The organism is Petrotoga miotherma DSM 10691 (genome assembly GCF_002895605.1).
Lineage (GTDB): Bacteria > Thermotogota > Thermotogae > Petrotogales > Petrotogaceae > Petrotoga > Petrotoga miotherma.
Genome location: NZ_AZRM01000009.1, coordinates 83,632 through 108,845, shown reverse-complemented (window position 1 = coordinate 108,845; position 25,214 = coordinate 83,632). Strand labels below are relative to the sequence as shown.

Here is a 25,214-nt window from a genome sequence, read left to right as displayed (position 1 = left end):
TGTATCATCAAATATCATAGAAGAAAGAAAAATGCCCTGATGGCAGCAAAGATGAAAACGTTTTTGATATACAACAAGGAGTCGCCATTGGAATATTCATAAAGAATAAAAATTTAAGGGAGAAAAAAATTTACTATACCGATCTTTGGGGATTAAGAGAAGATAAATATCATTGGTTAGACAGGCACACAATAGATAATGTTAATTGGCAAGAAGTTAAACCTATTTCACCATTCTATTTCTTTGTTCCTAAAGATACCACATTAGAAGAAGAATATAATAAATTCTGGAAGGTTACGGATATTTTTCCATTAAATGGTGTCGGGATGACTACCGCTAGAGATAATTTTGTAATAGATATGGATAAAAGCAAACTAGAAGAAAGAATGCGTCGCTTCAAACACAGCGATAATTCAGATGAAGAACTTCATTCATCCTTCAATATAAGAAAAAAGAAAGGATGGAGTATCAGAAAAGCTTGGAATATGCTCCAGCCTATCTCTGATTCTGATTTGAAAAAATATATCAAGCCAGTTTTTTATCGCCCTTTTGATGTTCAATGGATTTTTTGGCATGATTCGGTAGTGTGGAGAACTGTTAAAAGAGTTATGAAACACATGCTAAAGGAAAATTTGGGATTGATAACTGTTAGGCAAGTTGCTGAGGGTATATTTAATCATGCTTATGTTACAAACACTATCATCGAGAGTCGTATAACATTAAGTAATAAGGGAATCGCATTTCTTTTCCCACTATATCTTTATTCTGACTTCGAGAAGAAAGCAAATATTGATCCAAATATTTACAAAACCCTATCTGAAAAATATAATAAAGAACTAACTCCAGAAGATATTTTTTACTATATCTATGCCATTCTTTACTCACCTACTTATCGTAAGAGATATGAAGAATTTTTACAATACGACTTCCCAAGAATTCCATTCGTAGACGATTATGAGGATTTTACTAAATTAGCTGAATTAGGCAAAGAATTAGTTGAATTACATTTAATGAGAAAGAGATTGCCAACAAGTGTAAAGTTTGATGTAATTGGTTCAAATATTGTTGAAAAAGTAAAGTATGAAAATGGTAAAGTATGGATTAACAAAGAGCAATACTTTGATGGTGTACCTGGGGAAATCTGGAATTTTTATATTGGCGGTTATCAGGTTTTAGATAAATGGCTTAAAAGCAGAAAGAATAGAAAATTAGAAAGCAAAGATATAGAGCAATTCCTCCAGATTGTTGAAATTATTAGAGAAACGATCAGGTTGATGAAGGAAATTGACAAATTTAATATTCCTTAAAAGGAATAAAGGTGAAAATCAATAAATGTCCGCCTGCGGAATACTTCGTCGATTTGCTCCTTATTCATTCATCATTCTAAGCATATAACTGTGGATAAAAGAAAAATTCAAGTTTTCCCCAATCCACCGGCTGATGAACTTCTTTCATCTGAAGGACGTTATATGCAAAGCTGTGCTTAAAAAAAGAAAAGGCCAATCTTGTGGAAAAGCTGGCATAAAGTAAAGGAGGGCCGAGAAAAACAAAATGAATGATAAAAAATGGTTCAACGAAGGTGTTGCACTCGGTGAGCTTGGGAGGTATGAAGAGGCGTTAAAGGCTTTTGAGAAATCCATTGAGATAAATTCACAGTATGTCGAAGCCTGGGTCAATAAAGGCGTTGCACTTAGCGAGCTTGAGAGGCATGAGGAAGCGCTAAAAGCTTACGAGAAAGCCATTGAGATAAATCCACAGTATGCCGAAGCCTGGTTCGGCAAAGGTTTTGAACTTGGTGACCTTGGGAGGCATGAGGAAGCGCTAAAGGCTTACGAGAAAGCCATTGAGGTAAATCCACAGTATGCCGAAGCTTGTTTCGGCAAAGGTTTTGAACTTGGTGAGCTTGGGCGACATAAAGATGCACTAAAGGCTTACGAGCAAGCAATCGAGAGAAATCCACAGTATGCCAAAGCCTGGTTCGCCAAAGGTGTTGCACTTAGCGAGCTTGAGAGGCATGAAGAAGCGCTAAAAGCTTTCGATAAAGCCATTGAGATAAATCAACAGTATGTCAAAGCCTGGTTCGCCAAGGGTGTTGCACTCGGTGAGCTGGGGAGGCATGAAGAGGCAATAAAGGCTTTTGATAAAGCCATCGAGATAAATCCACAAGATGACAAAACCTGGTTCGCCAAAGGTGTTGTGCTTAGCGAGCTAGAGAGACATGAAGAGGCGACAGAAGCTTACGAGAAAGTTCTCGAGATAAATCCACAGTATGCCAAAGCTTGGTTCGGCAAAGGTTTTGAACTTGGCAAGGTTGGGAAACATGAAAAAGCACTAAAAGCTCACGAGAAAGCCATCGAGATGAATCTACAGTATGCCGAAGTCTGGTTCTACAAAGGTGTTGCACTTGGCAAACTTGAGAGACATGAAGAGGCAATAAAGGCTTTTGATAAAGCCATCGAGATAAATCCATATTATGTCGAAGCCTGGGTTAACAAAGGAGTTGATCTCGGCGAGCTAGAGAGACATGAAGATGCGCTAAAGGCTTACGAGAAAGCCATCGAGATAAATCCACAGTATGCCGAAGCCTTGTTCTACAAAGGTGTTGCACTTAGCAAGCTTGAGAAACATGAAGAAGCACTAAAGGCTTACGAGAAAGCCATCGAGATAAATCCACAGTTTGTCGAAGCCTGTTTCAACAAAGGTGTTGCACTTAGCAAGCTTGAGAAACATGAAGATGCGCTAAAGGCTTACGAGAAAGCTATCGAGATAAATCCACAGTTTGCCGAGGCTTGGTTTGCCAAAGGTGTTGCACTTGGTGAGCTTGAGAAACACGAAGATGCGCTAAAGGCTTATGAGAAAGCTATCGAGATAAATCCACAGTTTGCAGAAGTTTGGTTTGCCAAAGGTGTTGCACTTGGTGAGCTTGAGAAACATGAAGAGGCGTTAAAGGCTTACGAAAAAGCCATCGAGATAGCTCCACAGTTTGTCAAAGCCTGGGTCAACAAAGGTGGTGAACTTGGTAAGCTTGGAAGACAAGAAGAGGCGTTAAAGGCCTCCGAGAAAGCCATTGAGATAAATATACAGTTTACTGAAGCCTGGTACGCCAAAGGTGTTGCGCTTGTTAAGCTTGGGAGACATGAAGAAGCGTTAAAGGCTTTTAATAAAGCCATTGAGATGAATCCACAGTTTGCCTTGGCATACACCCTCTTGGGAGAATTATCCTTTAAACTTGGAAATCTCAAAGAGGCTTCTGAAAATGTTAAAAACGCTCTCAATATAGATCGGGATCTTGTTCCTGCATTGAGTTTACAAGGCAGAATCAAAATCGAAAAAAAAGACTATGATGCTGCAAGTGAATCCTTTAAAAAGGCAATGTATTTGGATATAGGTAATCCAATACATTTCCTCTGGGATATATACGCTAACTATCTTAAGGCAGAATTCTCCTTGGATTCAAAAGATAAAAAGTATCAAGAAGAAGTAGCCACAATCATAAGAAACCTGGAAAAGATGAATGAAACGTTGTCGAAAAACCAAAAACAGGAAAAAGAGATGAGGGCGTATGTCCTGTATTTTTTAGGGCACTTCTACCTTAAAAGCAATGACATTTTTACAGCAAAAGAAAAACTTGAAGGGTGTGTCAAGTTAAAATCAAAAACCCCAATAGAGGCACCCGCTCGTGAATTGCTCGGCAATATCTGGAACTATCGAATTAAGCCACCCTGGTGGCGCTGGTGGTTAAATTCCCCTTTACATCGCTGGCTTAAGAGGATCGGATTTTTCATTCTTTTACTGCTTATTTTTGCATTGTTGCTGCTTCACCCATTTATTCCTGGCTGGTTTCCTTCTCTTCAAATAAACTGGTCTCTTTATGCATTTCTTATTGTATTTTTAATCATTATCCTTGTTTCACCAAGCATAGAACACATTCGGGCAAGAGATATTGAAGTAGAATTGCGTTCCCCTCCTCCCTATGAGCCTGTTCTATCTCCCGTGGTAATGGGAGAAATAATGAAGGAGATAGAAGTAAAATACTTGGCGAAATACTTGGAATCGAAATAACTGAGGTGAATAACAATAGTAAAACCCCAGGTGTTGATCCTACCTGGGGTTTTGATGGTTATTACTCATTATTCAGCGTATTCACCTGTCTCCTTTAATCCTTTTTCTAAAGTATTCACGATGGCATCGTATGTTTCATCTACAGTCGCCATATCGTTTAGGAAGTTAGCAAATACTGTGCTGATATCGTTTCTTATATCGTTCCATGCGGCTGGCTTTGGATCTGGGATAGCAGTTTCTAATTCTTTTAGTGCAATAGTTGGCTTATCATCTGTTGCCGTATAGGTTTGCCACTGTGGAACCTCTTCAACATCTCTTCTTATTGGAACATATCCCGTATTTATAGACCAGTAAGCAACATTAACGGGATCCATCAAAAATTTCATGAATCTCCATGCTGCGTCTTTTTGATCTTGACCTACCCAGTTAAACATTATCAAATCTGTTCCAGCTATAGGAGAGTGAGGAACACCATCTACGGAAGGTAATGGAGCCCAAGCAACACCGTGTTTTCCTCTGGAGGATTGTTCAGCATAAGTTAAACCTGCCACCGTTCCCATGTATGCAGCTATTTCTCCAGAGCCGAACTGGGGATCCAAATAGGCGTTTTGGAACAAAGCGTATCCGGAATCTTTCAGGTTCTTTATGTAACTCAAAACCTCTTTTGTTTTCTCTTCGGGTAAAACAATCTTGTATTTGCCATCGCCGACGTATTCTAAAAATGTTGCGTTATGTGCATATAAAAATATTTGAAAATCATCGATAAAGTTTCTTGCACCTAATCCGTATTGATCCATTTCTCCATCCATATCCAAATCCATTGTTAAAAGTTCACTTACTTCAAATAATTCATCCATGGTTTTGGGGGGATTAACTCCAAATAGGTCAAAGAGATCCGGGTTATAATAATAAACGTAAACAGATTTGTTGAATGGGATTCCATATACTGTGTCTCCCCATGTAACTAAATCCTTTAGAACAGGGAATATCTGATTATCCCAAGCTTCTTTAAACTCAGGATCCTTTTCAATATATCCGTTAAGTGGTTGCACTACATCAGAAAAAAGGTACATTGCGGTCCAGTTTCCATAAGCTTGAGATAAAGTTGGGAGGTCTGTAGTACTTCCTTGGGAGTAAGCGGTGATCGTAGAAAGTAACTTTTGGTTTAAGGCACTGTAGTTTCCCACATATATGGCTGAGACATGGACATCTGGGTTTTCTCTATTAAAAGTGTCGACTAAGGAATTCAACGTCTCTCCCAGTTGTCCCCCCCATAGCGTGCCAAAACTCAATTTCAACTTGAGAAAAAGCAAAAGAAACAAGTAAAACCGTAAAAAGAATAGAAACAACTTTCTTCATTCCGAACACCTCCTCATAAGTTTTGGATAATTTTTTCTGTTTCTTTGTACAATTGGTCAAAATTACCAATATTCGATATTTTAAAATCACAACGCTCAGAGTTTATGTATTCTTGGGATTTAACGATGTTTCTTGCTTTCTCCAAGGGGATACCGCGATTTTCTGACAGTCTTTCAATACGTAATTCTTCTGGGGCATCTACGTAGATAATTTTATCGCATAATTTGTCCAATCCTATTTTGAAAAGCAAAGCTGCATCTACAATTATTATATCATTTTTATTTGAAATTTCTTTCAGTATTTGTTCAGTTTTTTTAAGAATTTCTGGATGGACTATCTTATTCAATAATTCTAACTTTTCTTTGTCTGAAAAAACTATTTCGCCAAGTTTTGATCTAGAAATATTGTTATCATCATCGAATATTTCTTCTCCAAAATTTTCTTTTAATTTCTCTTTAATAAAAAAATAGGTTAAGACCTCGTGTCCTAACCTATCCACATCGATTATGGATGCCTTATCTCCGTATATATTTTTTATTATCTTTGATACAGTGCTTTTTCCAGATCCTGCAGGGCCTGTAATTCCTATTACCATTTTTACATCGTCACCTGTTTTTTGTTTTTAAGTTTGTTTTCTACCTCAATGCTGAAATCTTCGTAACCTTTTCTTCCCATCAAAGCATAAGTAACCTTTTTACCTAATTCGACGCCCGGTTGGTCATAAGGGTTTATCTCTAATAGATTTCCCATTACTGCTGTTTGAAATTCATATGCGAATATGAATTGTCCCACATTGAAGGGATTGATCTGAGGAAAAATAACTTTTAGATTTGGTCTATTGTTTTCTGTCAAAGCGTATTCCGTACCAGCTAGTTCTGTATTCAAAAGGGCTGAAAGATTTTTACCTCCCAGATAAGATAACTCGGGAAGATCACAGTGTATGTTAGGGATTTTTATGTTTCGTTCGAAATTTTCTAGTTGTATGAAAGTGATTACTTTATCGTAAGGCCCTTCGTTGTATAGTTGAACTTGGGAATGTTGGTCTGTTGTTCCTAATGCTTTTATTGGAGTTTGCCCAACGTTCACGATTTCACCTTTTAAATTGTATTTTTTCCCCAGACTTTCTGCCCATAATTGTCTGTACCAATCAGCTAGTAGATACAATTTGTTTGAGTAGGACATCATTACAGAAATATTGTAACCTTTCTGGTAATATAGATAATGCACTAAGGCGTTAAAAGCCGCAGGATTTTCCCAAATATTTGGATTGGTAACCCTTTTGTGCATTTCTTTGGCACCGTTGTATAAATCAATTATATCTATTCCACTTGCCAAAGCTGATAATAAGCCAACAGGGGTTAAAACACTAAACCTACCGCCAATTGAAGGAGGTATATCTAAAGTTTTTATTCCCTCCTCTTCAGCTAGCTTCTTTAATATACCTTTTTCAGGATCGGTGGTGAATAGAAAGTGTTTTTTTGGATCTAATCCGTATCCTTCGATTATTCCTCTTGCAACTAGATAATTTGCCATGGCTTCTGCTGTTGTACCGGATTTTGATATAACATTGAACAGAGTAGTCTTTGGATCGATTTGGTCCAAAACTGATGCTATAAAATCGGGGTCAACATTATCCAGGATGAAAATTTTAGGAGTTTTTCTTATTTCTTTAGACAAAGCGTTATAATGCAATGGATTAAGGGCTGTTTGCAGCGCTTGATTTCCTAATGCAGAACCACCTATGCCTAAAACTACTACACTTTCAAAACTTTGTATCCACGTTTTTAAATCCAAAACTCTATCTATGTAAACCCTTGTGAAAGGTAGATTCAAAAAGCCAGGATTGTTTTGTTTTATCGTTTCCACAATATCTTGAACTCTGTTGGCTTGGTCGTTTATTTCTTCTTCAGTTAAGCCATTTTCAATATTGGGATGGAAAACATTTGAAAAATCAAATTTTATTCCATTCATCTTTTTTCCCCCTTCTTGCGTTTAAATTATACTTTCAATATCGTATCAAACTGGCAATTTCTAAATCTTTTAGATTTTCCCTTGGGTTTAGGTAGGTTAGTTCAGCAAGACAGACAACACCAACGGTTTTCCCTCCGGCTCTGTCTATTAATTCCTTTATCGCTTTTGTAGTACCTCCAGTGGCTAACACATCATCAACGACTATCACCTTTTCGCCTTTATCTATCGCGTCAATATGCATTTCCAGAGATGTTTGACCATATTCTAGTTCATAAGAGATCGAATAAGTTTTGTAAGGTAGCTTTCCTGGTTTTCTTATGGGAACGAATTCTTTATTCATGATGTAAGCTAAAGGTGTGGCAAATATAAACCCCCTCGACTCGGGGGATACGATACAATCAAAATCCCACTCTTTTATCAATTCAGCGATTTTTTCGACTGAATACTTAAAAACTTCTGGATTTTTCAAAAGTGGGGTGATATCTCTGAATATAACGCCTTTTTCCGGAAAATCTGGTATATCTCTTATCCATTTTTTTAGGTCTACTATCTCCATGAGTTATCCTCCTAATACCTTTCTATTCTTATTTTTGTGCCAATTCCATGCGTCAGATATTATCTTTTCTAATTCCTTATGTTGAGGGTGCCAGTTTAAAACTTGTTCGGCTTTCTTTGAGGAAGCTATTAAAACAGCAGGATCACCAGACCTTCTTTCTACTACTTCGTAATTTATCTTTTTTGAAGTTACTTTTTCAGCTGTTTTAATAACCTCTAAAACGGTAAATCCTTGACCGTTACCTAAATTAAAAACGTCAGATTTTTCATTTTCCTTCATCCATTTCATAGCTAAAATATGGGCTTCTATCAAATCCATCACGTGAATATAGTCTCTAACGGGTGTGCCGTCCTTGGTTGGATAATCATCTCCATAAACGTACAACTTGTCTCTTTTTCCTAAAGCTGTTTCCAGGACTAATGGGATCAAGTGAGTTTCTGGCTCGTGAGCTTCGCCTATACTGCCATCATAATACGCCCCAGCGGCATTGAAATATCTTAAAGCTACATATCTTATAATATCAAGTTTGGAATACCAATTGAGAATCTCTTCAACCATTAATTTTGATTGACCATAGATGTTCGTAGGGTTCTTAGGTTGATCTTCAGTGATGGGGACTTTTTCTGGTTCTCCATAAACAGCTGCGGTAGAAGAAAAAACTATGTACCTACATTTATGTTTTTGCATGCTTTTTAAAAGGTTCAATGTTCCACATATATTGTTTTTAAAATATTTATTAGGTTCTGTCATAGATTCACCAACCAGTGAAAAAGCTGCAAAATGATATACCTCATCTATTTTGTAATTTTCAAATACGTAATCAATGTCTTTTTCGTTTCTAAGATCTCCTTCAACGACTTGTACGTCTTTAACAGCCCACCTATGGCCTTTTTCAAAGTTATCAAAAACTACTACTTCTTTATTTTGATCTTGCAGCCTTTTCACCAAATGAGAACCTATGTACCCAGCTCCTCCTGTGACAAGTATCATTAGGTCACCCCTCAAATCAAGCGTTAGCTCTAATGTTTAATATTTCTCCATCTTCCAATATTTCATCTTTTCCAGCTAATCTCCAAAGTCCCTGTTCTTTCACTTTTTCTTCGCTTCCGTATTTAATTAAGTCCTCATATTTCATAACCTCTGCACGAATGAAATTCTTTTCGAAATCAGAATGTATTTTTCCAGCGGCTTCCTTCATTGTACTGCCTTTTTTTACCGTCCAAGCTCTTACCTCGTCTTTCCCGACAGTGAAAAAAGAAATCAATCCAACATGATTATACACAATTTTTGCTAATCTTTCAACACCAGGTTCTTTAATTGATAAATCTTCTAAGAATAGTCTTTTTTCTTCTTCATTCTCAAGCTCGTTTATTTCTACTTCTATTTTTCCGTCTATTTCAATATACGCAAAATTTTGCTTTTTACATTCTTCGACTACCGGTTCCTTATATTCATAGCTATTTTTTGAAAATTGGTCATCGTCGACGTTGACACATACGATAATGGGTTTTAAAGTGAATAAAGCTAAAGAACCAACTAATTTTTTATCTTCCTCGCTCAAGTCCATTTTGGAAACGAAAACCTCATCCTCTAAAACTTCTTTTATTTTCAACAAAATTTTTTCTTCATTTTCTTCCGTCACTGAGAATTTTGTCTTTTTCTTTTGGGTTTCAAGCCTTTCTAATCGATTTTCTACAATTTCTAAATCTCTAAAAATTAGTTCCGTTTTCAATATTTCTAATTGTTTTATTGGATTATCAGCATTTTCTGGCCAAGGAACAGAGGGATTTTTAAAAGATCTTATGACCAAAAGCAAAGCATCAACATTTTGTATCATCTGAAAAATTCTCGTTTTTTCTTTCGGATCCCCCTTGTGGTCATAACTTGGTATATCTATAAAATCTAAGCTAGCGAAGATAACCTTTTTAGGATTGTATAAACGAGCAAGAGAATTAACTCTTTCATCTTTGATAATTGCCGTTCTTTTTATAGCCTCTCTTTTATAACTATCCTCTATTTTATAATCAGTTAAAAGGGAAAAAATAGTAGTTTTACCTGTTAACGGAAGGCCGAATATGCCTATTTCCACCTAATTCTCACCTCTTTTCTTCTTTTTTTACTAATTCCCAATATTTATCTAACTCTTCTAAATTTAAAGCTTCAAATTCTTTTCCATCTTTTTCAATTGCTTTTTCCATTTGGTTGAACCGTTCTATAAACTTCTCATTCGCCTTTCTTAAAGAAACTTCTGGGTCTATCTTTAAAAAACGAGCCAAGTTAACAAGTGCAAATAATAAATCCCCAAACTCTTCTTCTACCTCTGGTTGGGTTTTAGCTTCGTTAAGTTCGTCCACTTCTTCTTTTACTTTATCGAGCACGTCTTTCACTTCTACCCAGTCAAACCCTACCGCAGCAGCATTTTCTTGAATCCTTCTTGCTAAAGAGAGTGCAGGTAAGGCTTTGTTGAGTCTCCCGATTCTGCTAAAGTTCTTCTCTCCATTCTCTTTTGCCTTTATTTCCTCCCACCTGGCATAAGAATATCCTTTTTCATCTCCAAAAACATGGGGATGTCTTCTCACTAACTTATTGATCAGTTCATCTATCACTTCAATGGTAAAAAACTCATTGTTTTCCTCAGCAATAGTGGAATGGAAAACAACTTGGAGTAATATATCTCCTAACTCTTCTTTTATTTTTTTAATATCTTTTTCGTCAATAGAATCAACCAATTCATATGCTTCTTCAATTATATAAGGTTTCAAACTCTCATGTGTTTGGACTTTGTCCCAATCGCAACCTTTTGGTCCCCTTAGTCTTTTCATCACTTTCATAAGCTCTTCAAATTTTTCACCTAACTCCAAAATAATTCCTCCCGTATTGTACGTATTAGCTCCCCTATTTGTTATTTTGTTCTTTAAAGATTCGATTGTGTTCTTTGATCTTCCTTTTTTTATCCAAATAATAGAGTAACCATAAAGCAAAAGCTACTCCTAACAGCAAAGGTAATAAATATTTAAGGAAAATTTCAAGTACAACTCTCGATCTCAGTTCTTTTAAAGCTTTTTCAGTTTCTTCGGTTATATAATTGCGACTTTCAGCACCGTTGAGAAAGTATCTTGCCAACTGAGCATACTCTTTTTTATCCCAATTGTAGTAAGTTAACCCCAATTTAGACATTATTCTTCCGTTTTCCTTGTCGAGAGATAAAGCTTTTTGATAATATTCTATCCTTTTTTCGTAATTGTTTTCTATGTCACCTAAAAATTCGTATGTTTCAGAAAGAATCGATGAATCTTTTGAAACAGGAACTAAAGAAAGGGCTATTTCCTTTGATTTTTCTGTTTCTCCCATGTTATAAAAAATTTTTGAAAAGTACAGTAAGGTTTGAGAATTCTTCCCTTTTAAATTCATATAAGTATTATAAAGGTCTTGTATAATTTCGTAGTTATTTGTTTGAAAACTTATTTCAACCAAAGATTCAATTATTTTTTTATCGTAATTGTAAGTCAGATAGATTTCTTTTAAATCATTATAAGCTTTTTGAGGGTCATTATATATTTTAGATTTTGATAAGATTTGTGCTTCACAATAAACAGTAAAAGGAGTTTTTTCTCCCACAAGCTTTTCGATTTTTTCAGAATATTCAAAGATTTCTTCCACTACAGATGGGTCCAAAGAATTTTGCCAATATTGGAAATTGAAAAAAAGATACATAGAATTTATTATTATTGAATTGGGGTATTCTTCTAAGGCTTCTTCAAACAATTCGGTGGGTTCAAGGTAAACATAAGGGTCCAAGTCTTTTAATATCTTTAAGGTTGTCTCATCATCAGGAAACAACGTAAGATCTGAAAGTTGTAAATTATCTACGTACATTGGTAAACCCGTTTCCCATCGCTTCAACAAACCTCCAAGTGTCTTTAAATATGGGTCATCTGATTCATACATTGTTTGAAGATCTACGTAGTAAACAAAATCATCAAAAACTGTTGCGAAGTTCGATAACGTAAAAATAATAAAAAATGACAACACAACTAATTTTTGTCTCAAAACGCTCCTCCTAGGATGTCAAATAGTTTTAAAGGTTTTTGAAATTTTCATCAAGATATTCTTGTAGTGTAATTATACCATAAAGCTGTTTTCTAAGAAAGCTAACGAAGTAAATCATAATTCGATATCTTTGAAATAATATCATAATATCTTTCAATCTTTTTGAAGAAGAACAAAAAAACTTGAAATACATTTTTGGTTGTGGTATAATCTTATGAAAGCGATGACCTTTGGTCATTTTTATTTTATTAGAGGGCAAAAATATGAGGCGAAATAGTTTGGAGAAGAAAAATAAAGAGGAAAAGATGAATTTAATAATGAATGTAGCAGAAAAGATTTTTGTGGAAAAAGGTTACGAGAAAGCTACAATGACGGAAATTGCAAAAAGAGCTGATCTTGCAAAGGGAACGTTGTATTTGTACTTTTCAAGCAAAAAAGATCTATATTTTACTTCTGTTGAAAGAGCATTATCTACTTTGCTCAGGTCTATTATTGAAAAATTTTCCTCTTGTAAAAACGGTTTTGAAAAGGTTGTATCAATGGGGGAAACATACGTATCATTCAGCCTTGAATATGTTGATTATTATAAATTGATATTGAATTATGAAACCTTGGAAGTTCATTTCGATGATAAAGATCCCCATGTGAAGAAGGCATATGAAAAGAGTGAAGAGATTTTTAAATTATTAGTTAGCTCCGTTGAAGAAGGAATAAAAGATGGTTCAATAGACAAACGATTAGAACCTTTAAAGATCGCAATGGTTTTGTGGAGTGAGATAACAGGAATGGTTCAGCAAGTAAGCCTTCGAGAGACATTGTATGAAAAATGGACGGGGTTAAAACCTCTACAAATATATGAGTATTACATAGAAGTAACAAAAAAGATGTTGGCTTCTTTATCATAATCACGCATCTATCAAGAGAACTTTTACAAATTCATAAAATAACAGTCAGGAGGTATGTGGATGCACAAAGTCGTAATAACTGGAATGGGAACAATAAACCCTATAGCAAAAAACACACAAGAATTTTTAGAAGGATTAAAAGAAATGAGAAGCGGCATAGATAAAATAACTCAGTTTGATCCCTCGGATCATAAAGTTAAAATAGCTGCTGAAATAAAAGATTTTGACCCTCAAGAGTATCTGGATAGAAAAACAGCCAAACGTTATGATAGGTTTTTGCAATTAGCTATTGCTGCCTCAGATGAGGCTATTGAAGATGCCGGGTTGTCTCAAGATGAAGATTGGAGAGAAAATGCTGCAGTAATAATAGGTTCGGGGATAGGTGGTTTTAAAACGTTGTATCATGAGTTTGGAGTCATGAACGAAAAAGGTCCGAAGTATGTTAGCCCTTTTTTAATACCAATGATGATTGCCGATATGGCAAGTGGAGTTGTTTCTATAAAGCATAAATTAAAGGGACCAAATTTTACTACGGTTAGCGCTTGTGCTTCAGCTGTCCATTCAATAATAAGTTCTGTGATGTTGGTAAGGAATGGAGAAGTTGATGTGGCCATAACTGGAGGTTCCGAGGCGGTTATTGATCCTATGCCAATAGCGGCTTTTGCTAATATGATGGCTCTTTCTCAAAGAAATGATGAACCTCAAAAAGCATCAAGACCTTTTGACAAAGATAGAGATGGGTTTGTTATGGGAGAAGGAGCTGGTATATTAGTTTTAGAATCAGAAGAACATGCAAAGGCAAGAGGAGCAAAGATTTATGGATATATAGCAGGATATGGAATGACAGGTGATGCTTACCATATTAGTCAATCTGATCCAGAAGGTGAAGGTGCTGCAAGGGCAATAAAGAACGCCTTAAAAATGGCTGAATTAGATCCTTCGAAGGTGGATCTTATAAATTGTCATGCCACTAGTACTCCTGTTGGTGATAATTCAGAAGTAAAAGCTATTAAAAAAATATTCGGCGAATTTGCCGATAAGCCGTATTTACAATCAACTAAAACTTTAATAGGACATACTTTGGGAGCTGCTGGTGCAATTGAATTAATAGCTTCAGTTATAGAAAGCCATAATCATTTTGTTCATGGAATGCCAAATTTAGAAGAGCCCGATGAAGAGATGAAAACACTTAATATCCCAAGAGAGACTCAAGACGCTAAAGTGGACGTAATTTTAAAGAACTCCTTTGGGTTTGGAGGACACAATGCGTCTTTAATTTTTGTTAAATCATAAAAGGGGGCACAATTATGCCTAAAATAGGAATAGTAACCGATAATACCTGTGACATTGATCCAAAACAATTAGAAGAAATGGGGATAGGTTGCGTTTCTTTGTATGTAAAGTGGAAAGATAAGTTTGAAAGAGCTGTGGATATTGATGTAGACGACTTCTATGAGTTTTTAAAAACATCTGACTATATACCTGCCACTTCACAGCCCACGCCTCAAGATTTTGAAGAAGTATATAAAAAAATGTTGAAAGATTACGATGAGTTAATATCTGTCCATCTTTCAGGAAAACTGAGTGGCACGTATAATTCTGCTAGGATAGCTGCTCAAAATCTCGATGAAAAAAGGATCCATATAGTGGAAAGTTATGAAGCGACATGGGGATTAGGTTATTTAGTACTAGAATTAAAAAAACTTATAGACTCAGGAGATTATAGTATAGAAGATTTGAAAAGTTTCGTGGAACATTTTCAAGAAAAAGTAAATGTATATTTTACCGTAGGAAGTTTAAATTATCTTGCAAAAGGTGGAAGAATAGGGAAAGCAACCGCCTTTGTGGGTAGTATGTTAAACATTAAGCCATTGTTAAAACTAGATAATGGTGAAATATTGCCCGTTAAAAGAATTAGAGGATACAATAAAATAATTAAAGAGCTTAGCACATTGGCAATGGAAGAAAAAGGCAAAGGAGAGTTAAAGAATATAACCGTTGAACATACAGGGAGCTTGAAATTAGGTGGCGATTTGTTGGATGAAGTAGTTAAATTGGGAGTCCCGAGGGAAAAGATCATCTTTGAACCGATGGACATAATAATAGGTATGCATTTAGGACCTGATTCCGGTGGAATAGTAACTACATGGGAGTGAAAAATTATGAATATAGAGGAAATAATGAAAATATTGCCCCATCGCTATCCTTTTTTGCTTGTTGATGGGGTATTAGAGTTAAACGAAGAAAAGATCAAGGCGTTTAAAAACGTGAGTATTAACGAACCTTTTTTTCAAGGCCATTTCCCAAATTATCCCATAATGCCGGGAGTACTCATAGTTGAGGGTATGGCTCAAACCGCCGGGTTATTGCTTATGAAAGATATGGATGAGAATGTAATTCCTTTATTTACAGGTATAGATAAGGCACGATTTAAAAAAGAAGCAAGACCTGGAGACAAGCTGATATACGATTTAGAGATTCTACAGAGGAAAGCAAACATGTTCAAATTAAAGGGAATAGCTACTGTTGAAGGACAGGTATGTGCCCAAGCAGAAATAATGGTAGGTATCAAAAAGAGTTGAAGATGGAGGTGCTGATTTGGAACCCGTAAAAAATAGAGTTACTGACTTATTGAAAATCAAATATCCCATATTAGAAGGCGGAATGGCATGGGTGGGTACTGCAAAATTGGCTGCAGCTGTTTCTAATGCTGGCGGATTAGGAACTATAGGTTCTGGAAACATGGATGCAAAACTTTTAAAGAAACAGATTGATTCAATCAGAGAAATGACCGATAAACCTTTTGCCGTGAACGTTATCATGCTTAATCCTCATATAGACGAAGTCATAGATCTCATAATTCAAGAAAAAGTTCCGGTTGCTATTTTGGGGGCTGGAAATTCTAGCAAATATATTCCTATGCTTAGAGAAAATGGGATAACAACCTTAGCGGTAGTTTCCTCAGAAAATCTAGCTTTGAGGTTAGAAAATGCAGGGGCGGAAGCTATAATAGGTGAAGGTATGGAATGTGGTGGACACATCGGAGATGTAACTACCATGGTTTTAGTTCCAAAGCTTTCTAGCATTTTGTCGGTTCCTGTAATAGCAGCCGGTGGAATTGCTAACGGGCCTGGTGCGGTTGCAGCTTTATCCTTGGGAGCAGAAGGTATTCAGATGGGAACTCGTTTTATAGCTACATATGAATGTGAAGCCCATGAAAATTACAAAGAAAAAATAATAAATGCGGGTATTAGGGACACTATAATTACAGGTCAGAAAATGGGTCATCCAGCTCGCATAATAAAAACAAAATTCGGTAAAAAAATAGCGAAGTTAGAATCATCATCTCCTGAAGAAGCCGAAGAAGCTTTGGTAGGTAGCCTTATGAAGGCTTTCTTGTATGGTGATGAAGAAAGTGGGTCTTTCATGGCAGGGCAATCCGCTGGTTTGATCGATGAAATAAAAAGTGTTAACGATGTTATTGAAGATGTAATGTCGTATATTTTGAAAAATTATGACTTAGAAAATAATGTCGATGAAAGGAGGAGATAAGTTTTGCGATGTTTTGTTTTTACAGGACAAGGATCCCAATACCTGGGTATGGGAAAGGATATATTGGAAAAAAAGCCTGAATATGAATTGTATTTTGATAAAGTAAAAAATAAGATTGGATTGGACATAAAAAGTATAATATTTGGGACTGATGAAAAAGAGCTTACCTTAACCCAAAATGCCCAAGTCGCTATACTCACAATTAGCTATATGAAATATTTGAATGCTTTAGAAGAAGGCCTCAAACCTGATGTGGTAGCTGGTCATTCTTTAGGAGAATGGACAGCACTTTTAGCCGCAAAAATGATCGATTTTGAAGAAGCAATTGAAGCGGTTTATTATAGGGGATTGTACATGAGTGAAGCCTTTGAACCAGGAAAAGGCGGTATGGCAGCGGTAATAGGTATGGATTTAAATGAGATTGAAAAAGTTTTATCCAATTATCCAAACGTCCAAATAGCCAATTACAATTCTCCCTCACAAGTTGTAATAAGTGGGGAAATGGAAGAACTTTTGATCTCTATGGAAAAGCTCAAGGAAGAAGGAGCCAGAAAGGTTGTTCCGTTGAATGTAAGCGGTCCGTTTCATTCGAAATTTCTAAAAGATGCAGAAGAAAGGTTAAGAAGAAGAATTGAGCATATAGAATGCAAAAAGCCAACGGTTCCCATTGTTCAGAATGTAACGGCAAAGTTTGAAACTGATCCTGATATCATAAAGGAAAATGTAATAAAGCAAATAACTTCACCTGTTAGGTGGATAGAATGTGTTGAGGAATGTGTAAAAAACGGTGTGGATGAATTTGTTGAAATTGGACCAACAAAAGTGCTCACAAAATTTATTAAACAAATAAATAAAAACGTTAAACTACTTAATATATAAAAAATCGGGGGTGTTCCCTTTGAAATTAAATCAAAAGATTGCAATCGTAACAGGTGGCTCTAGAGGAATAGGAAAAGAAATATCAAGGAATTTCATAAAAGAAGGAGCCACCGTAATAGCGATCGCTGTAGATGAAAGACCTCAAATAGAAGAAAACGAAAAAAGTGATTTTCCAGAAGATAGGTTCATTTATTACAAAGCAGATATAACTGATTTTAGTACTGTTAGTGAAATTGTGACTCAGATATATAACAGATACCAAAAAATAGACATATTAGTAAACAATGCCGGAATGGCAAAAGATAACTTCTTGATTATCATGAAAGAAGAGGATTTTGATAAAGTAATACAAGTAAATTTAAAAGGAACATTTATAATGACAAAAGCAGTTGCAAAGATAATGAGAAAACAAAAGTTTGGCAATATCATAAGCATGGCAAGCGTTGTAGGTATTGAAGGTAACATTGGCCAAACTAATTATTCAGCAGCAAAAGCAGGTATAATAGGAATGACAAAATCTTGGGCGAAAGAACTTACAATGAAAGGAGAAAATATCAGAGTAAACGCCATAGCACCAGGATTTGTTAGAACAGGAATGACAGAAAGTTTAAAAAAAGAATTGATAGAGTATGTTGTAGAAAATACGTGTTTAAAACGATTGGGAGAACCTCAAGATATAGCCAACTTAGCCGTATTTTTAGCCAGTGATGATTCTTCCTTTATAACGGGACAAGTTATAAGGATAGATGGTGGATTAAGAATTTAATCATAAAGAATAAAAATCCCGAGGCTGTACATTAAATGACCTCGGGATTTTGTTTTCAAAAGAGATGATACACTTTAAAGATTGAAACAGTTATAAGCGCCGTTACCGACATAATCTTGATTAGTATATCCAAAGAAGGACCAACAGTGTCTTTCAAAGGATCTCCAACTGTATCCCCCACGACTGTTGCCTTATGGGCATCCGTACCTTTTCCTTCTCCTTCGACGCCCCCGGCTTCTATTCTCTTTTTAGCGTTATCCCAAGCACCTCCAGAATTGGCAGAAAATATTGCTAACATAACACCACTAAGAGTAGTACCTATTAAAAGTCCTCCTACAAAGTTTGGCCCGAGTAAAAATCCAGAAATTATAGGCGTTAATGTCGCAATGAGGGCAGGGAATTTTATTTGACTTAGCGAACCTTCACTACTAATCCTGATACATCTTTCGTAATCGGGGTCTGTCGTTCCCTCCATCAATCCAGGTATTTCTTTAAACTGTCTTCTTACCTCATCAACCATCTTGTTAGCTGCATTTACTACGGCATTTATTAGAAAAGAACTAAAAAAGAAAGGTAGTGCAGCACCAAAAATAGCTCCAGCTATTGTTCTAGAATCTATCATGTTCAAGATCAAGATATTTTCTAAATGTCCTACTCCTCCATCTCCAGGACCGGCTTGAGAATAAATAAAAGATGCAAAGAGAGCTAATGCCGCTAAGGCAGCGGAACCGATAGCAAAACCTTTACCTATAGCAGCTGTTGTGTTCCCCACGGAGTCTAGTTTATCGGTTATCTCTCTAACCTCTGGCGGCAATTTTGACATTTCGCTTATCCCACCAGCATTATCTGCGATTGGACCGTACGAGTCAACTGAAACCGTTGCTGCAACGAAAGAAAGCATACCCATAGCGGCCATTGCTACCCCATACAATCCTGCTATTTCAAAGGATACAAGGATTCCTAACATCAAAAGGAAAACAGGCAACAGAACGCTTTCCATTCCTAATGCTAATCCCTTTGTAATTACAATAGCCGGACCACCTTTGGCAAATTCGCTCAATTCCTTTGTAGGATGGTATGCATCATTGGTGTAATATTCTGCTATAAGCCCCATGAAAATACCATCTATTATACCGATGACAGCTGCCAACCAAGGTGAGAAGTATCCCAATCTGAAGCCGATATTTTGAAATTCTGTAGCACTAATGCCTCCCAAATAGAAAAAGCTAAGGAAAAAGGTTATAATTAAAGTTAAAAATGCCGATGTCATCAAAGAGATATTTAAATCTCTATGAGGATCATCGGAAGGCTTTTTTAAGATTATATACAATATCCCAATCATCGAAGAAATTAATCCTAGCGATATAAAAAGTATCGGATAGTAAGTTAATCTCATAGTTGCATCATAAGAAAGGTTTTGAGGTCCCAAAAGGAAATGAGAATACAATATTAGAACTATAGATGAAATTACGGCACCTACATAACTTTCCAACAAATCAGCCCCAAGTCCTGCAACATCTCCAACGTTATCTCCGACGTTATCAGCGATAGTCGCGGGATTTCGTGCATCATCTTCCGGTAGAGCTAATTCTGTTTTTCCAACTAAATCTGCTCCCATGTCTGCAGCTTTTGTGTAAACTCCTCCTCCAACCCTATCAAACATAGCGATTATTGAGCATCCAAGAGCGTATCCTGAAACAGTCATGGTGAAAGGAATGTAATTTATTCCCAACCAGTTGACTTTTATTACCAAATTTTCTGCAGAAAGCTGTCCCAGCCAATTTCCAAAAATAATGTATACTAAAAATAAACCTAATAGAGCCAATCCAGAAACGCTGAGTCCCATAACGCTTCCGCCTTGAAATGCAACTTTCAAAGTTTTTCCTACACTTTTCTCTGTTCGAGCCTTATTGCTAACTCTGACGTTAGCGTAAGTAGCTATTTTCATACCTATGTATCCAGCAAGGGCACTCATAAAAGCTCCCATTACAAAAGCGACTCCAACATACCATTCTACCACGATACCTAAAGCTAGAGCGATAAATATACCATAAATTGATAATACTTTAAGCTCATGGTTAACAAAGGCGGAAGCACCAATTCTAATAGCCTTTGCAATGTGTTGCATCCTCTCCGTACCTTCATCTAATACAACGACCTGTCTAAAGTTAACACTAGCAAAAATTAAAGCGATAATAGGAACTATTGCCAAAATCCATAGACTACCCACTGTTTCACCTCCGAAGTGTTGTGAGATTTTAGTTATAACATACTACCCCATTTTATTATATCATTTTCTATTCGAAAAAATAAGTTTTAAAAATAACAATTAAATGTGATTAGGAGCAATTAAACGACTTTAGAAACAATTAGAAGGATATTTCTTCCAAATGGTATATATTGTTTTTTAAATCACTTTTGATAAAATAGATAACAAAGAGCAGCATTTTTAAGGGGAATTTATATATGTATTGTGTTAAATATCACAAAAAAGGAGGAGTTAATTTGTTATCTGATATGAGTTTAAAAGAATTTTTAGAAAAGCTTTCGTCCAACGAACCAGCTCCCGGGGGTGGAAGTGCAGCGGCGCTAGCGGGTTCTATAGCAGCTAGTTTGGGATGCATGGTAGCAAATTTAACTATCGGCAAAAAAAAGTACGAAGAAGTTGAAGAAGAAATGAAAAATTTGAAAGTAAAATTGGAGGAGTACAGAGACAAATTTCTTCAGCTCATGGAAGAAGATGCCGAAGCTTTTAATGAAGTAATCGATGCCTTAAAACTTCCAAAAAGTACTGAAGAAGAGAAAAAAGCTAGAAATGAAAAAATCCAAGAAAAGACAAAAAAAGCCACACTTGTTCCTCTACAAATAGCCAAAGATGCGTTGGAAGTCATGGAACTTTCGGGGGTTACAATAGAAAAAGGTTATAAAATGGCTAAAAGTGACGCAGCTATTTCCCTTGTAATGGCTAAAGCAGCTGTTGAGGGTGGATTATACAATGTAAAAATAAATCTTCCATCGATTAAAGACGAAGATTTTCTAAGAGACATTAACAGTCAAATTGAAAAAATTGAGGGAGAAGCAAACACTCTTCAATTAAGACTGCTTTCTAAAGCTAATATATAATAAATAAAGGGGGTGGAACATAATGGCCGGAAAAGAAAATTTAAGAGAAGAATTAATGAAAAAGAAGAAAACTTTAGAGGCACAGAAAAAATCTATAGAAAAGTACATGGGCCCTCATGAACATGATGAATCTCTTGAAAAAGAATGGGAAAGGATTAACCAAGAGTTAGAGCAAATAGAAAAACAGTTGGAAGAAATAGAGAAAACATAAAAAATTGGCCGGGTTTTTCTTACCGGCCATATGTTTATAAAACTCATTTGATAGGGATTTTAGGGGTGAAAATAAGTTTGATTTTCCAGCAATTCCTCGTTTGGTACGTTTCGAATTTCCCTCGCGGGAACGCCAACGTATATTTTTTTTGGTTCTAAATTTTTAGTAACCACACTCCCCGCACCAACCAAAGCATCTTCTCCAATTATTATTCCTGGTAATATTGTTGCGTTGGCCCCTATTCTTGCCCCTTTTTTGATAGTAGGACCTTTGAAAAGCGCTTTTCTCTTCTCTGTTCTTCCCAAAAATTGATCGTTGGTAAAGGTAACTTCCGGAGCTATGAAGCAATAATCTTCTATTGTAGATATGGCTGTAATGTAAGCCTCTGTTTCTATCTTTACGTAGCTACCTATTTTACTTTTATTTTCTATTGTTGCTCCTTTTCCGATGATAGTATGTTCTCCGATTTCCACATCTTCTCTTATACTCGCTAAATCTCCAATAAAAACATCATTTGATATTTTAGTACCTTTATATAAGAGGCAACATGCTCCTACGATTACATTATTGCCCAAAATTAAAGGAGAAAGATCTTTTGTTTCAGTAGTGGCAGAATTTTTAGCTTTAAGAGGCGATTTACCTATTATACAATTATCCGATATTGTACAGTTTTCTCCAATAATACTGCCTTCTTTTATTATTACATTGTTTCCAATGATAGTACCTTTTTGAATAACGACATCTTCTTCAATTATTGCATTGTAACCTATTTTAACGTTAGCGTCAATTTTAGCGCTTGTAGCTATATAAGACGACATTTCTATCCCCCTTTAGCGGCATAAAAATTGATTTTAATTATACTCTTTTAAAACTTCTTCTATTATTTTATCATCTATCAAACCTTTAACAGTTTTCCCCTTTTTGATCCTTTGTCTGATTTCAGTGGATGAAATTTCAACAATAGGACTTTCCAATTTTATATACTCAAAATCTACGCTGTAGGGACTTTTTTCTTCGAAATATCTGGGATAAACTACTAGTTTTACTTTTTTTACTATTTCTTCCCATTTATACCATTTGTGAAAGTTTTTAAAGGAGTCTTCGCCGATCAAAAGATAAATATTTTTATCAAAATTCATTAAATACTCTATGGTCCTGATTGTGTATGATGGTGAAGGTAGTTTGCTTTCTATGTCGCTTACTTCGAAATAATACTCAAAAAAAACCCTCTCACACCAAGAAAACCTCTTATCGAAATTTGCTATGAAATCTATGCTCTTGTGTGGGGGATTTTTAGACGGTACTATTAAAAACCTTTCAGGTTTGAATTCATCATAAGCTATTTCAGCGATTATTCTATGACCTATATGAGGAGGGTTAAAACTACCGCCAAAAAGCATTAACATGACAAACACCTTTTCTTATGGTATATATTCAAAAGCAAAATTTCCAATGTACACCGTATCTCCTTCTTTAACTCCCGCATCTGTTAAAATTTTATTCAATCCATTTTTCTCTAATGTATTTAAAATTAACAGACGAGAATCCTTTTGGTTGATATCGTATCTAGTTAACAACTTTTCGATACCATCTCCAACTATTTCAAACGTTTCGTTATCCCATTTTATAACGTTGATTTTTATAAAAGGATCAGGTTCATAGCTGACGGGTTGTATTTTTATTTTTTCTGTCACAGTGGATTTCAACCTTTTTTGGAAAAACTTTTGTTGCTCAATTTTTTCTTTACTTATATGATTCCATACCATAGTTATGAGCTCTTGAATGTTTTCACCAGTATAAGCAGAAATAGGGAAAATATCTTTACCCGATCTATTTTTGAAATCTGCTAATCTTTTTTCAAGGGTGTCTTTCTCTATGGCATCTATCTTATTTGCAACAATAATCTCTTTCTTTTTCGAAAGAATATGAGAAAAAGCCTCTAATTCTTTTCTAATGAGTATATAATCCTCTACCGGGTCATCTCTTTCAAAACAAGATATATCGATAAGATGTACTAAAACAGAACATCTTTCAATATGCCTTAGAAATTGATCTCCTAAACCTTTTCCCAAATGCGCACCCTCTATAAGTCCTGGGATATCAGCTACTACAAAAGAATAACCTGTGTCGATTTTTACCACGCCTAAATTTGGAACTATAGTTGTAAAAGGGTAATCAGCAATTTCCACCTTGGCGTTTGAAATCCTTGAAATTAATGTTGATTTACCCACGTTAGGATAACCAATCAAGCCGACATCTGCGACAATTTTTAAGACGAGCTTTAGATTTTTAGATTCACCTTCCACCCCTTTTTCAGCGATTCTTGGAATCTGTAGAGTTGAAGTTGCAAATCTTGCATTTCCTCTCCCACCTTTACCTCCACGAGCAACAATCAGATATTGTTCCGGTGCTTTTAAATCTGAAAGTAATTCGTTGGTTTCAAGATCATAGACACAAGTACCTACAGGTACCTCAATCAAAACATTTTCTCCGGCTTTTCCAGCTTTCTTTTTATTTTTGCCATTTTCCCCGTTTTCTGCTCTAAAAATTTTCTTGTATTTAAAATCTACCAAGGTATTTTTATTGAGGGTTGATTTGATGATAATCGAACCACCATCTCCTCCGTCTCCGCCATCTGGCCCACCTTTTTCTACGTATTTTTCTCTTCTAAAGCTTACAGCTCCATCGCCTCCTTTTCCAGCAAACACTTTGATATTCACTTCATCTGCAAAATCACCGATCAAAACGTTACACCTCCACCTATTTATCAAAAATCCTTTTAATAGAATTTTTATCGAATCCAAATTCTTCTTCCTCTTTATTCCCTAAAGGTTCTACGTGGATTATCACATCTTTTATGTAAGGATTTATCTTTTTTAACTCTTTTTCAACTTGCGAGGCTATTTCATTAGCTTCTTTTACGCTCATTTCTTCTTCGACTTCGATATGAAGTTCAACAAAATAAACATATCCAGCTTTTCTCACCCTAATTTTATGAGGATTATTAGCTTTGTTAACTTTTTCAACAGCTTCTAAAGTATTATAGTAAATTTCTCCTAATTCTTTTGAACTACCCATAAACTCATCTGAGGTTTCTAGAAACATCTTTATCCCAACTCTAAATATGAAGACGGATACTATAATCGCCACCAACGGATCCACCCACATTATATTTAACGTAAGGTAAAAAATGATACCGATGAAAACAGACAAAGAAGTTAAAATGTCATTTCTCATATTTAAAGCATCCGCTACTAAAGAAGAATTTCTTATTTTATTTCCGACGGAGAATTTATACTTATATAAAAAATATTTGGTAAGTATCGAAATCAAAGAAATCCATAGTACTAAATAAGGCCTATAAATTGAAAAATTGTGGTTTATTATACTTTGAATGGCACCTATAAGAACTTGAAAACCGGCGTAAATAATCACTAAAGATAAAACCTTAGTAACTATCGTTTCAGCTCTTTCATGGCCAAAAGGATGGCTCTCATCTGCAGGCTTACTTGAAATTTTTGATGCAATTAAAGTTAGTATAGAAGTTATTATATCCGTAGTTGTATCTATTCCATCAGCTAAAATTGCCATACTTCCCGTGATGAGAGAGATAACTAATTTAAAAAAAGCAAGGGCACCGTTTATTATTATTCCCATCCAGGAAGCATTTGCGGCTAATTTTTCTCTTTTTGAATTAATCTGAAAATTTTCTTCATTTAATTTTTTCTTCAAATAATATTCTCCTTTGTTGACTTTTGTGAATATTAGCTAGAATTGAAA

General features: G+C 35.6%; 25 protein-coding genes. 11 read left to right on the top strand and 14 right to left on the bottom strand.

Annotated features, from left to right (window positions below):
- The first annotated feature begins 68 nt into the window (after positions 1-68).
- Complete coding sequence (locus tag X928_RS01775; protein WP_342749737.1) at positions 69-1,307, top strand: type ISP restriction/modification enzyme; 1,239 nt, start codon at positions 69-71, stop codon at positions 1,305-1,307.
- Between the two features lie 244 nt (positions 1,308-1,551).
- The gene (locus X928_RS01770) at positions 1,552-4,062 is read left to right on the top strand and encodes a tetratricopeptide repeat protein (RefSeq protein ID WP_103078201.1); all 2,511 of its coding nucleotides are present in this window, start codon (positions 1,552-1,554) and stop codon (positions 4,060-4,062) included.
- Between the two features lie 68 nt (positions 4,063-4,130).
- On the opposite strand, the gene X928_RS01765 is transcribed toward X928_RS01770, so the two are convergent.
- From X928_RS01765 to X928_RS01730, 9 genes are read right to left on the bottom strand one after another with little or no spacing between them, the layout of a single operon-like run.
- Positions 4,131-5,312, bottom strand: coding sequence for an extracellular solute-binding protein (locus tag X928_RS01765; RefSeq protein WP_169926263.1), 1,182 nt, complete (start codon positions 5,310-5,312; stop codon positions 4,131-4,133).
- Positions 5,287-5,421: a hypothetical protein gene (locus tag X928_RS10320; RefSeq protein ID WP_281255711.1), complete on the bottom strand. Its 135-nt coding sequence runs from the start codon at positions 5,419-5,421 to the stop codon at positions 5,287-5,289. The genes X928_RS01765 and X928_RS10320 overlap by 26 nt, the downstream gene beginning before the upstream one ends.
- A gap of 13 nt (positions 5,422-5,434) precedes the next feature.
- Positions 5,435-6,016 carry a dephospho-CoA kinase gene (gene coaE / locus X928_RS01760; protein ID WP_103065540.1) on the bottom strand — a complete coding sequence of 194 codons (582 nt, stop codon included), beginning with the start codon at positions 6,014-6,016 and terminating at the stop codon, positions 5,435-5,437.
- A gap of 2 nt (positions 6,017-6,018) precedes the next feature.
- Positions 6,019-7,392 carry a glucose-6-phosphate isomerase gene (locus X928_RS01755; protein WP_103065539.1) on the bottom strand — a complete coding sequence of 458 codons (1,374 nt, stop codon included), beginning with the start codon at positions 7,390-7,392 and terminating at the stop codon, positions 6,019-6,021.
- Positions 7,393-7,426: 34 nt separating this feature from the next.
- The gene (locus X928_RS01750; RefSeq protein WP_103065538.1) at positions 7,427-7,948 is read right to left on the bottom strand and encodes an adenine phosphoribosyltransferase; all 522 of its coding nucleotides are present in this window, start codon (positions 7,946-7,948) and stop codon (positions 7,427-7,429) included.
- 3 nt (positions 7,949-7,951) lie between these two features.
- Entirely contained in the window at positions 7,952-8,938 is a 987-nt protein-coding gene (gene galE / locus X928_RS01745; RefSeq protein ID WP_103065537.1) for a UDP-glucose 4-epimerase GalE, read from the bottom strand.
- Between the two features lie 16 nt (positions 8,939-8,954).
- Entirely contained in the window at positions 8,955-10,037 is a 1,083-nt protein-coding gene (locus tag X928_RS01740) for a DUF933 domain-containing protein (protein WP_103065536.1), read from the bottom strand.
- A 7-nt stretch (positions 10,038-10,044) separates the two neighbouring features.
- The gene (mazG, locus tag X928_RS01735) at positions 10,045-10,812 is read right to left on the bottom strand and encodes a nucleoside triphosphate pyrophosphohydrolase (protein WP_103065562.1); all 768 of its coding nucleotides are present in this window, start codon (positions 10,810-10,812) and stop codon (positions 10,045-10,047) included.
- A gap of 31 nt (positions 10,813-10,843) precedes the next feature.
- The gene (locus X928_RS01730) at positions 10,844-11,998 is read right to left on the bottom strand and encodes a tetratricopeptide repeat protein (protein WP_103078199.1); all 1,155 of its coding nucleotides are present in this window, start codon (positions 11,996-11,998) and stop codon (positions 10,844-10,846) included.
- A 263-nt stretch (positions 11,999-12,261) separates the two neighbouring features.
- Between X928_RS01730 and X928_RS01725 the strand changes: the two genes are divergently transcribed.
- The 7 genes from X928_RS01725 to fabG are packed head-to-tail and all read left to right on the top strand — an operon-like array spanning position 12,262 to position 18,100.
- Positions 12,262-12,903, top strand: a complete 642-nt coding sequence (locus X928_RS01725; protein ID WP_103077599.1) for a TetR/AcrR family transcriptional regulator — start codon at positions 12,262-12,264, stop codon at positions 12,901-12,903.
- A 60-nt stretch (positions 12,904-12,963) separates the two neighbouring features.
- Positions 12,964-14,196: a beta-ketoacyl-ACP synthase II gene (fabF, locus tag X928_RS01720; protein WP_103078198.1), complete on the top strand. Its 1,233-nt coding sequence runs from the start codon at positions 12,964-12,966 to the stop codon at positions 14,194-14,196.
- A gap of 14 nt (positions 14,197-14,210) precedes the next feature.
- Positions 14,211-15,059 (top strand): DegV family protein, encoded by an 849-nt coding sequence (locus X928_RS01715; protein WP_103065532.1) that lies wholly within the window; start codon positions 14,211-14,213, stop codon positions 15,057-15,059.
- A gap of 6 nt (positions 15,060-15,065) precedes the next feature.
- Positions 15,066-15,485, top strand: a complete 420-nt coding sequence (fabZ, locus tag X928_RS01710; protein ID WP_103065531.1) for a 3-hydroxyacyl-ACP dehydratase FabZ — start codon at positions 15,066-15,068, stop codon at positions 15,483-15,485.
- Between the two features lie 16 nt (positions 15,486-15,501).
- Positions 15,502-16,455 carry a nitronate monooxygenase gene (locus X928_RS01705; protein ID WP_103065530.1) on the top strand — a complete coding sequence of 318 codons (954 nt, stop codon included), beginning with the start codon at positions 15,502-15,504 and terminating at the stop codon, positions 16,453-16,455.
- A 3-nt stretch (positions 16,456-16,458) separates the two neighbouring features.
- Entirely contained in the window at positions 16,459-17,334 is an 876-nt protein-coding gene (gene fabD, locus X928_RS01700; RefSeq protein ID WP_103065529.1) for an ACP S-malonyltransferase, read from the top strand.
- Between the two features lie 19 nt (positions 17,335-17,353).
- Positions 17,354-18,100: a 3-oxoacyl-ACP reductase FabG gene (gene fabG, locus X928_RS01695; protein WP_103065528.1), complete on the top strand. Its 747-nt coding sequence runs from the start codon at positions 17,354-17,356 to the stop codon at positions 18,098-18,100.
- Positions 18,101-18,155: 55 nt separating this feature from the next.
- Here fabG and X928_RS01690 read toward each other — a convergent pair whose 3' ends face one another.
- Positions 18,156-20,330, bottom strand: coding sequence for a sodium-translocating pyrophosphatase (locus X928_RS01690; protein ID WP_103065527.1), 2,175 nt, complete (start codon positions 20,328-20,330; stop codon positions 18,156-18,158).
- A 275-nt stretch (positions 20,331-20,605) separates the two neighbouring features.
- Between X928_RS01690 and X928_RS01685 the strand changes: the two genes are divergently transcribed.
- Together X928_RS01685 and X928_RS01680 are read left to right on the top strand one after the other, a co-directional pair.
- Positions 20,606-21,223 (top strand): cyclodeaminase/cyclohydrolase family protein, encoded by a 618-nt coding sequence (locus X928_RS01685; RefSeq protein ID WP_103065561.1) that lies wholly within the window; start codon positions 20,606-20,608, stop codon positions 21,221-21,223.
- A 22-nt stretch (positions 21,224-21,245) separates the two neighbouring features.
- Complete coding sequence (locus tag X928_RS01680; protein ID WP_103065526.1) at positions 21,246-21,434, top strand: hypothetical protein; 189 nt, start codon at positions 21,246-21,248, stop codon at positions 21,432-21,434.
- A 59-nt stretch (positions 21,435-21,493) separates the two neighbouring features.
- Here the strand turns inward: X928_RS01680 and X928_RS01675 are convergent, their stop codons facing one another.
- From X928_RS01675 to X928_RS01660, 4 genes are read right to left on the bottom strand one after another with little or no spacing between them, the layout of a single operon-like run.
- Complete coding sequence (locus tag X928_RS01675; protein ID WP_103065525.1) at positions 21,494-22,252, bottom strand: N-acetyltransferase; 759 nt, start codon at positions 22,250-22,252, stop codon at positions 21,494-21,496.
- Positions 22,253-22,285: 33 nt separating this feature from the next.
- On the bottom strand, positions 22,286-22,834 hold the full coding sequence (gene nadD / locus X928_RS01670) for a nicotinate (nicotinamide) nucleotide adenylyltransferase (protein WP_245857147.1): 549 nt from the start codon (positions 22,832-22,834) through the stop codon (positions 22,286-22,288).
- Positions 22,835-22,855: 21 nt separating this feature from the next.
- Complete coding sequence (obgE, locus tag X928_RS01665) at positions 22,856-24,178, bottom strand: GTPase ObgE (protein ID WP_103078203.1); 1,323 nt, start codon at positions 24,176-24,178, stop codon at positions 22,856-22,858.
- 16 nt (positions 24,179-24,194) lie between these two features.
- Positions 24,195-25,166, bottom strand: a complete 972-nt coding sequence (locus X928_RS01660) for a cation diffusion facilitator family transporter (RefSeq protein ID WP_103078197.1) — start codon at positions 25,164-25,166, stop codon at positions 24,195-24,197.
- Positions 25,167-25,214: the final 48 nt, after the last annotated feature.

Bases quoted from the DNA above. Each gene is read 5' to 3' on its own strand.
- X928_RS01770 (WP_103078201.1), top strand. From the start codon at position 1,552: ATGAATGATAAAAAATGGTTCAACGAAGGTGTTGCACTCGGTGAGCTT.
- X928_RS10320 (WP_281255711.1), bottom strand. From the start codon at position 5,421: ATGAAGAAAGTTGTTTCTATTCTTTTTACGGTTTTACTTGTTTCTTTT.
- coaE (WP_103065540.1), bottom strand. From the start codon at position 6,016: ATGGTAATAGGAATTACAGGCCCTGCAGGATCTGGAAAAAGCACTGTA.
- X928_RS01755 (WP_103065539.1), bottom strand. From the start codon at position 7,392: ATGAATGGAATAAAATTTGATTTTTCAAATGTTTTCCATCCCAATATT.
- X928_RS01750 (WP_103065538.1), bottom strand. From the start codon at position 7,948: ATGGAGATAGTAGACCTAAAAAAATGGATAAGAGATATACCAGATTTT.
- galE (WP_103065537.1), bottom strand. From the start codon at position 8,938: ATGATACTTGTCACAGGAGGAGCTGGGTACATAGGTTCTCATTTGGTG.
- X928_RS01725 (WP_103077599.1), top strand. From the start codon at position 12,262: ATGAGGCGAAATAGTTTGGAGAAGAAAAATAAAGAGGAAAAGATGAAT.
- fabF (WP_103078198.1), top strand. From the start codon at position 12,964: ATGCACAAAGTCGTAATAACTGGAATGGGAACAATAAACCCTATAGCA.
- X928_RS01715 (WP_103065532.1), top strand. From the start codon at position 14,211: ATGCCTAAAATAGGAATAGTAACCGATAATACCTGTGACATTGATCCA.
- fabZ (WP_103065531.1), top strand. From the start codon at position 15,066: ATGAATATAGAGGAAATAATGAAAATATTGCCCCATCGCTATCCTTTT.
- X928_RS01680 (WP_103065526.1), top strand. From the start codon at position 21,246: ATGGCCGGAAAAGAAAATTTAAGAGAAGAATTAATGAAAAAGAAGAAA.
- X928_RS01675 (WP_103065525.1), bottom strand. From the start codon at position 22,252: ATGTCGTCTTATATAGCTACAAGCGCTAAAATTGACGCTAACGTTAAA.
- nadD (WP_245857147.1), bottom strand. From the start codon at position 22,834: ATGCTTTTTGGCGGTAGTTTTAACCCTCCTCATATAGGTCATAGAATA.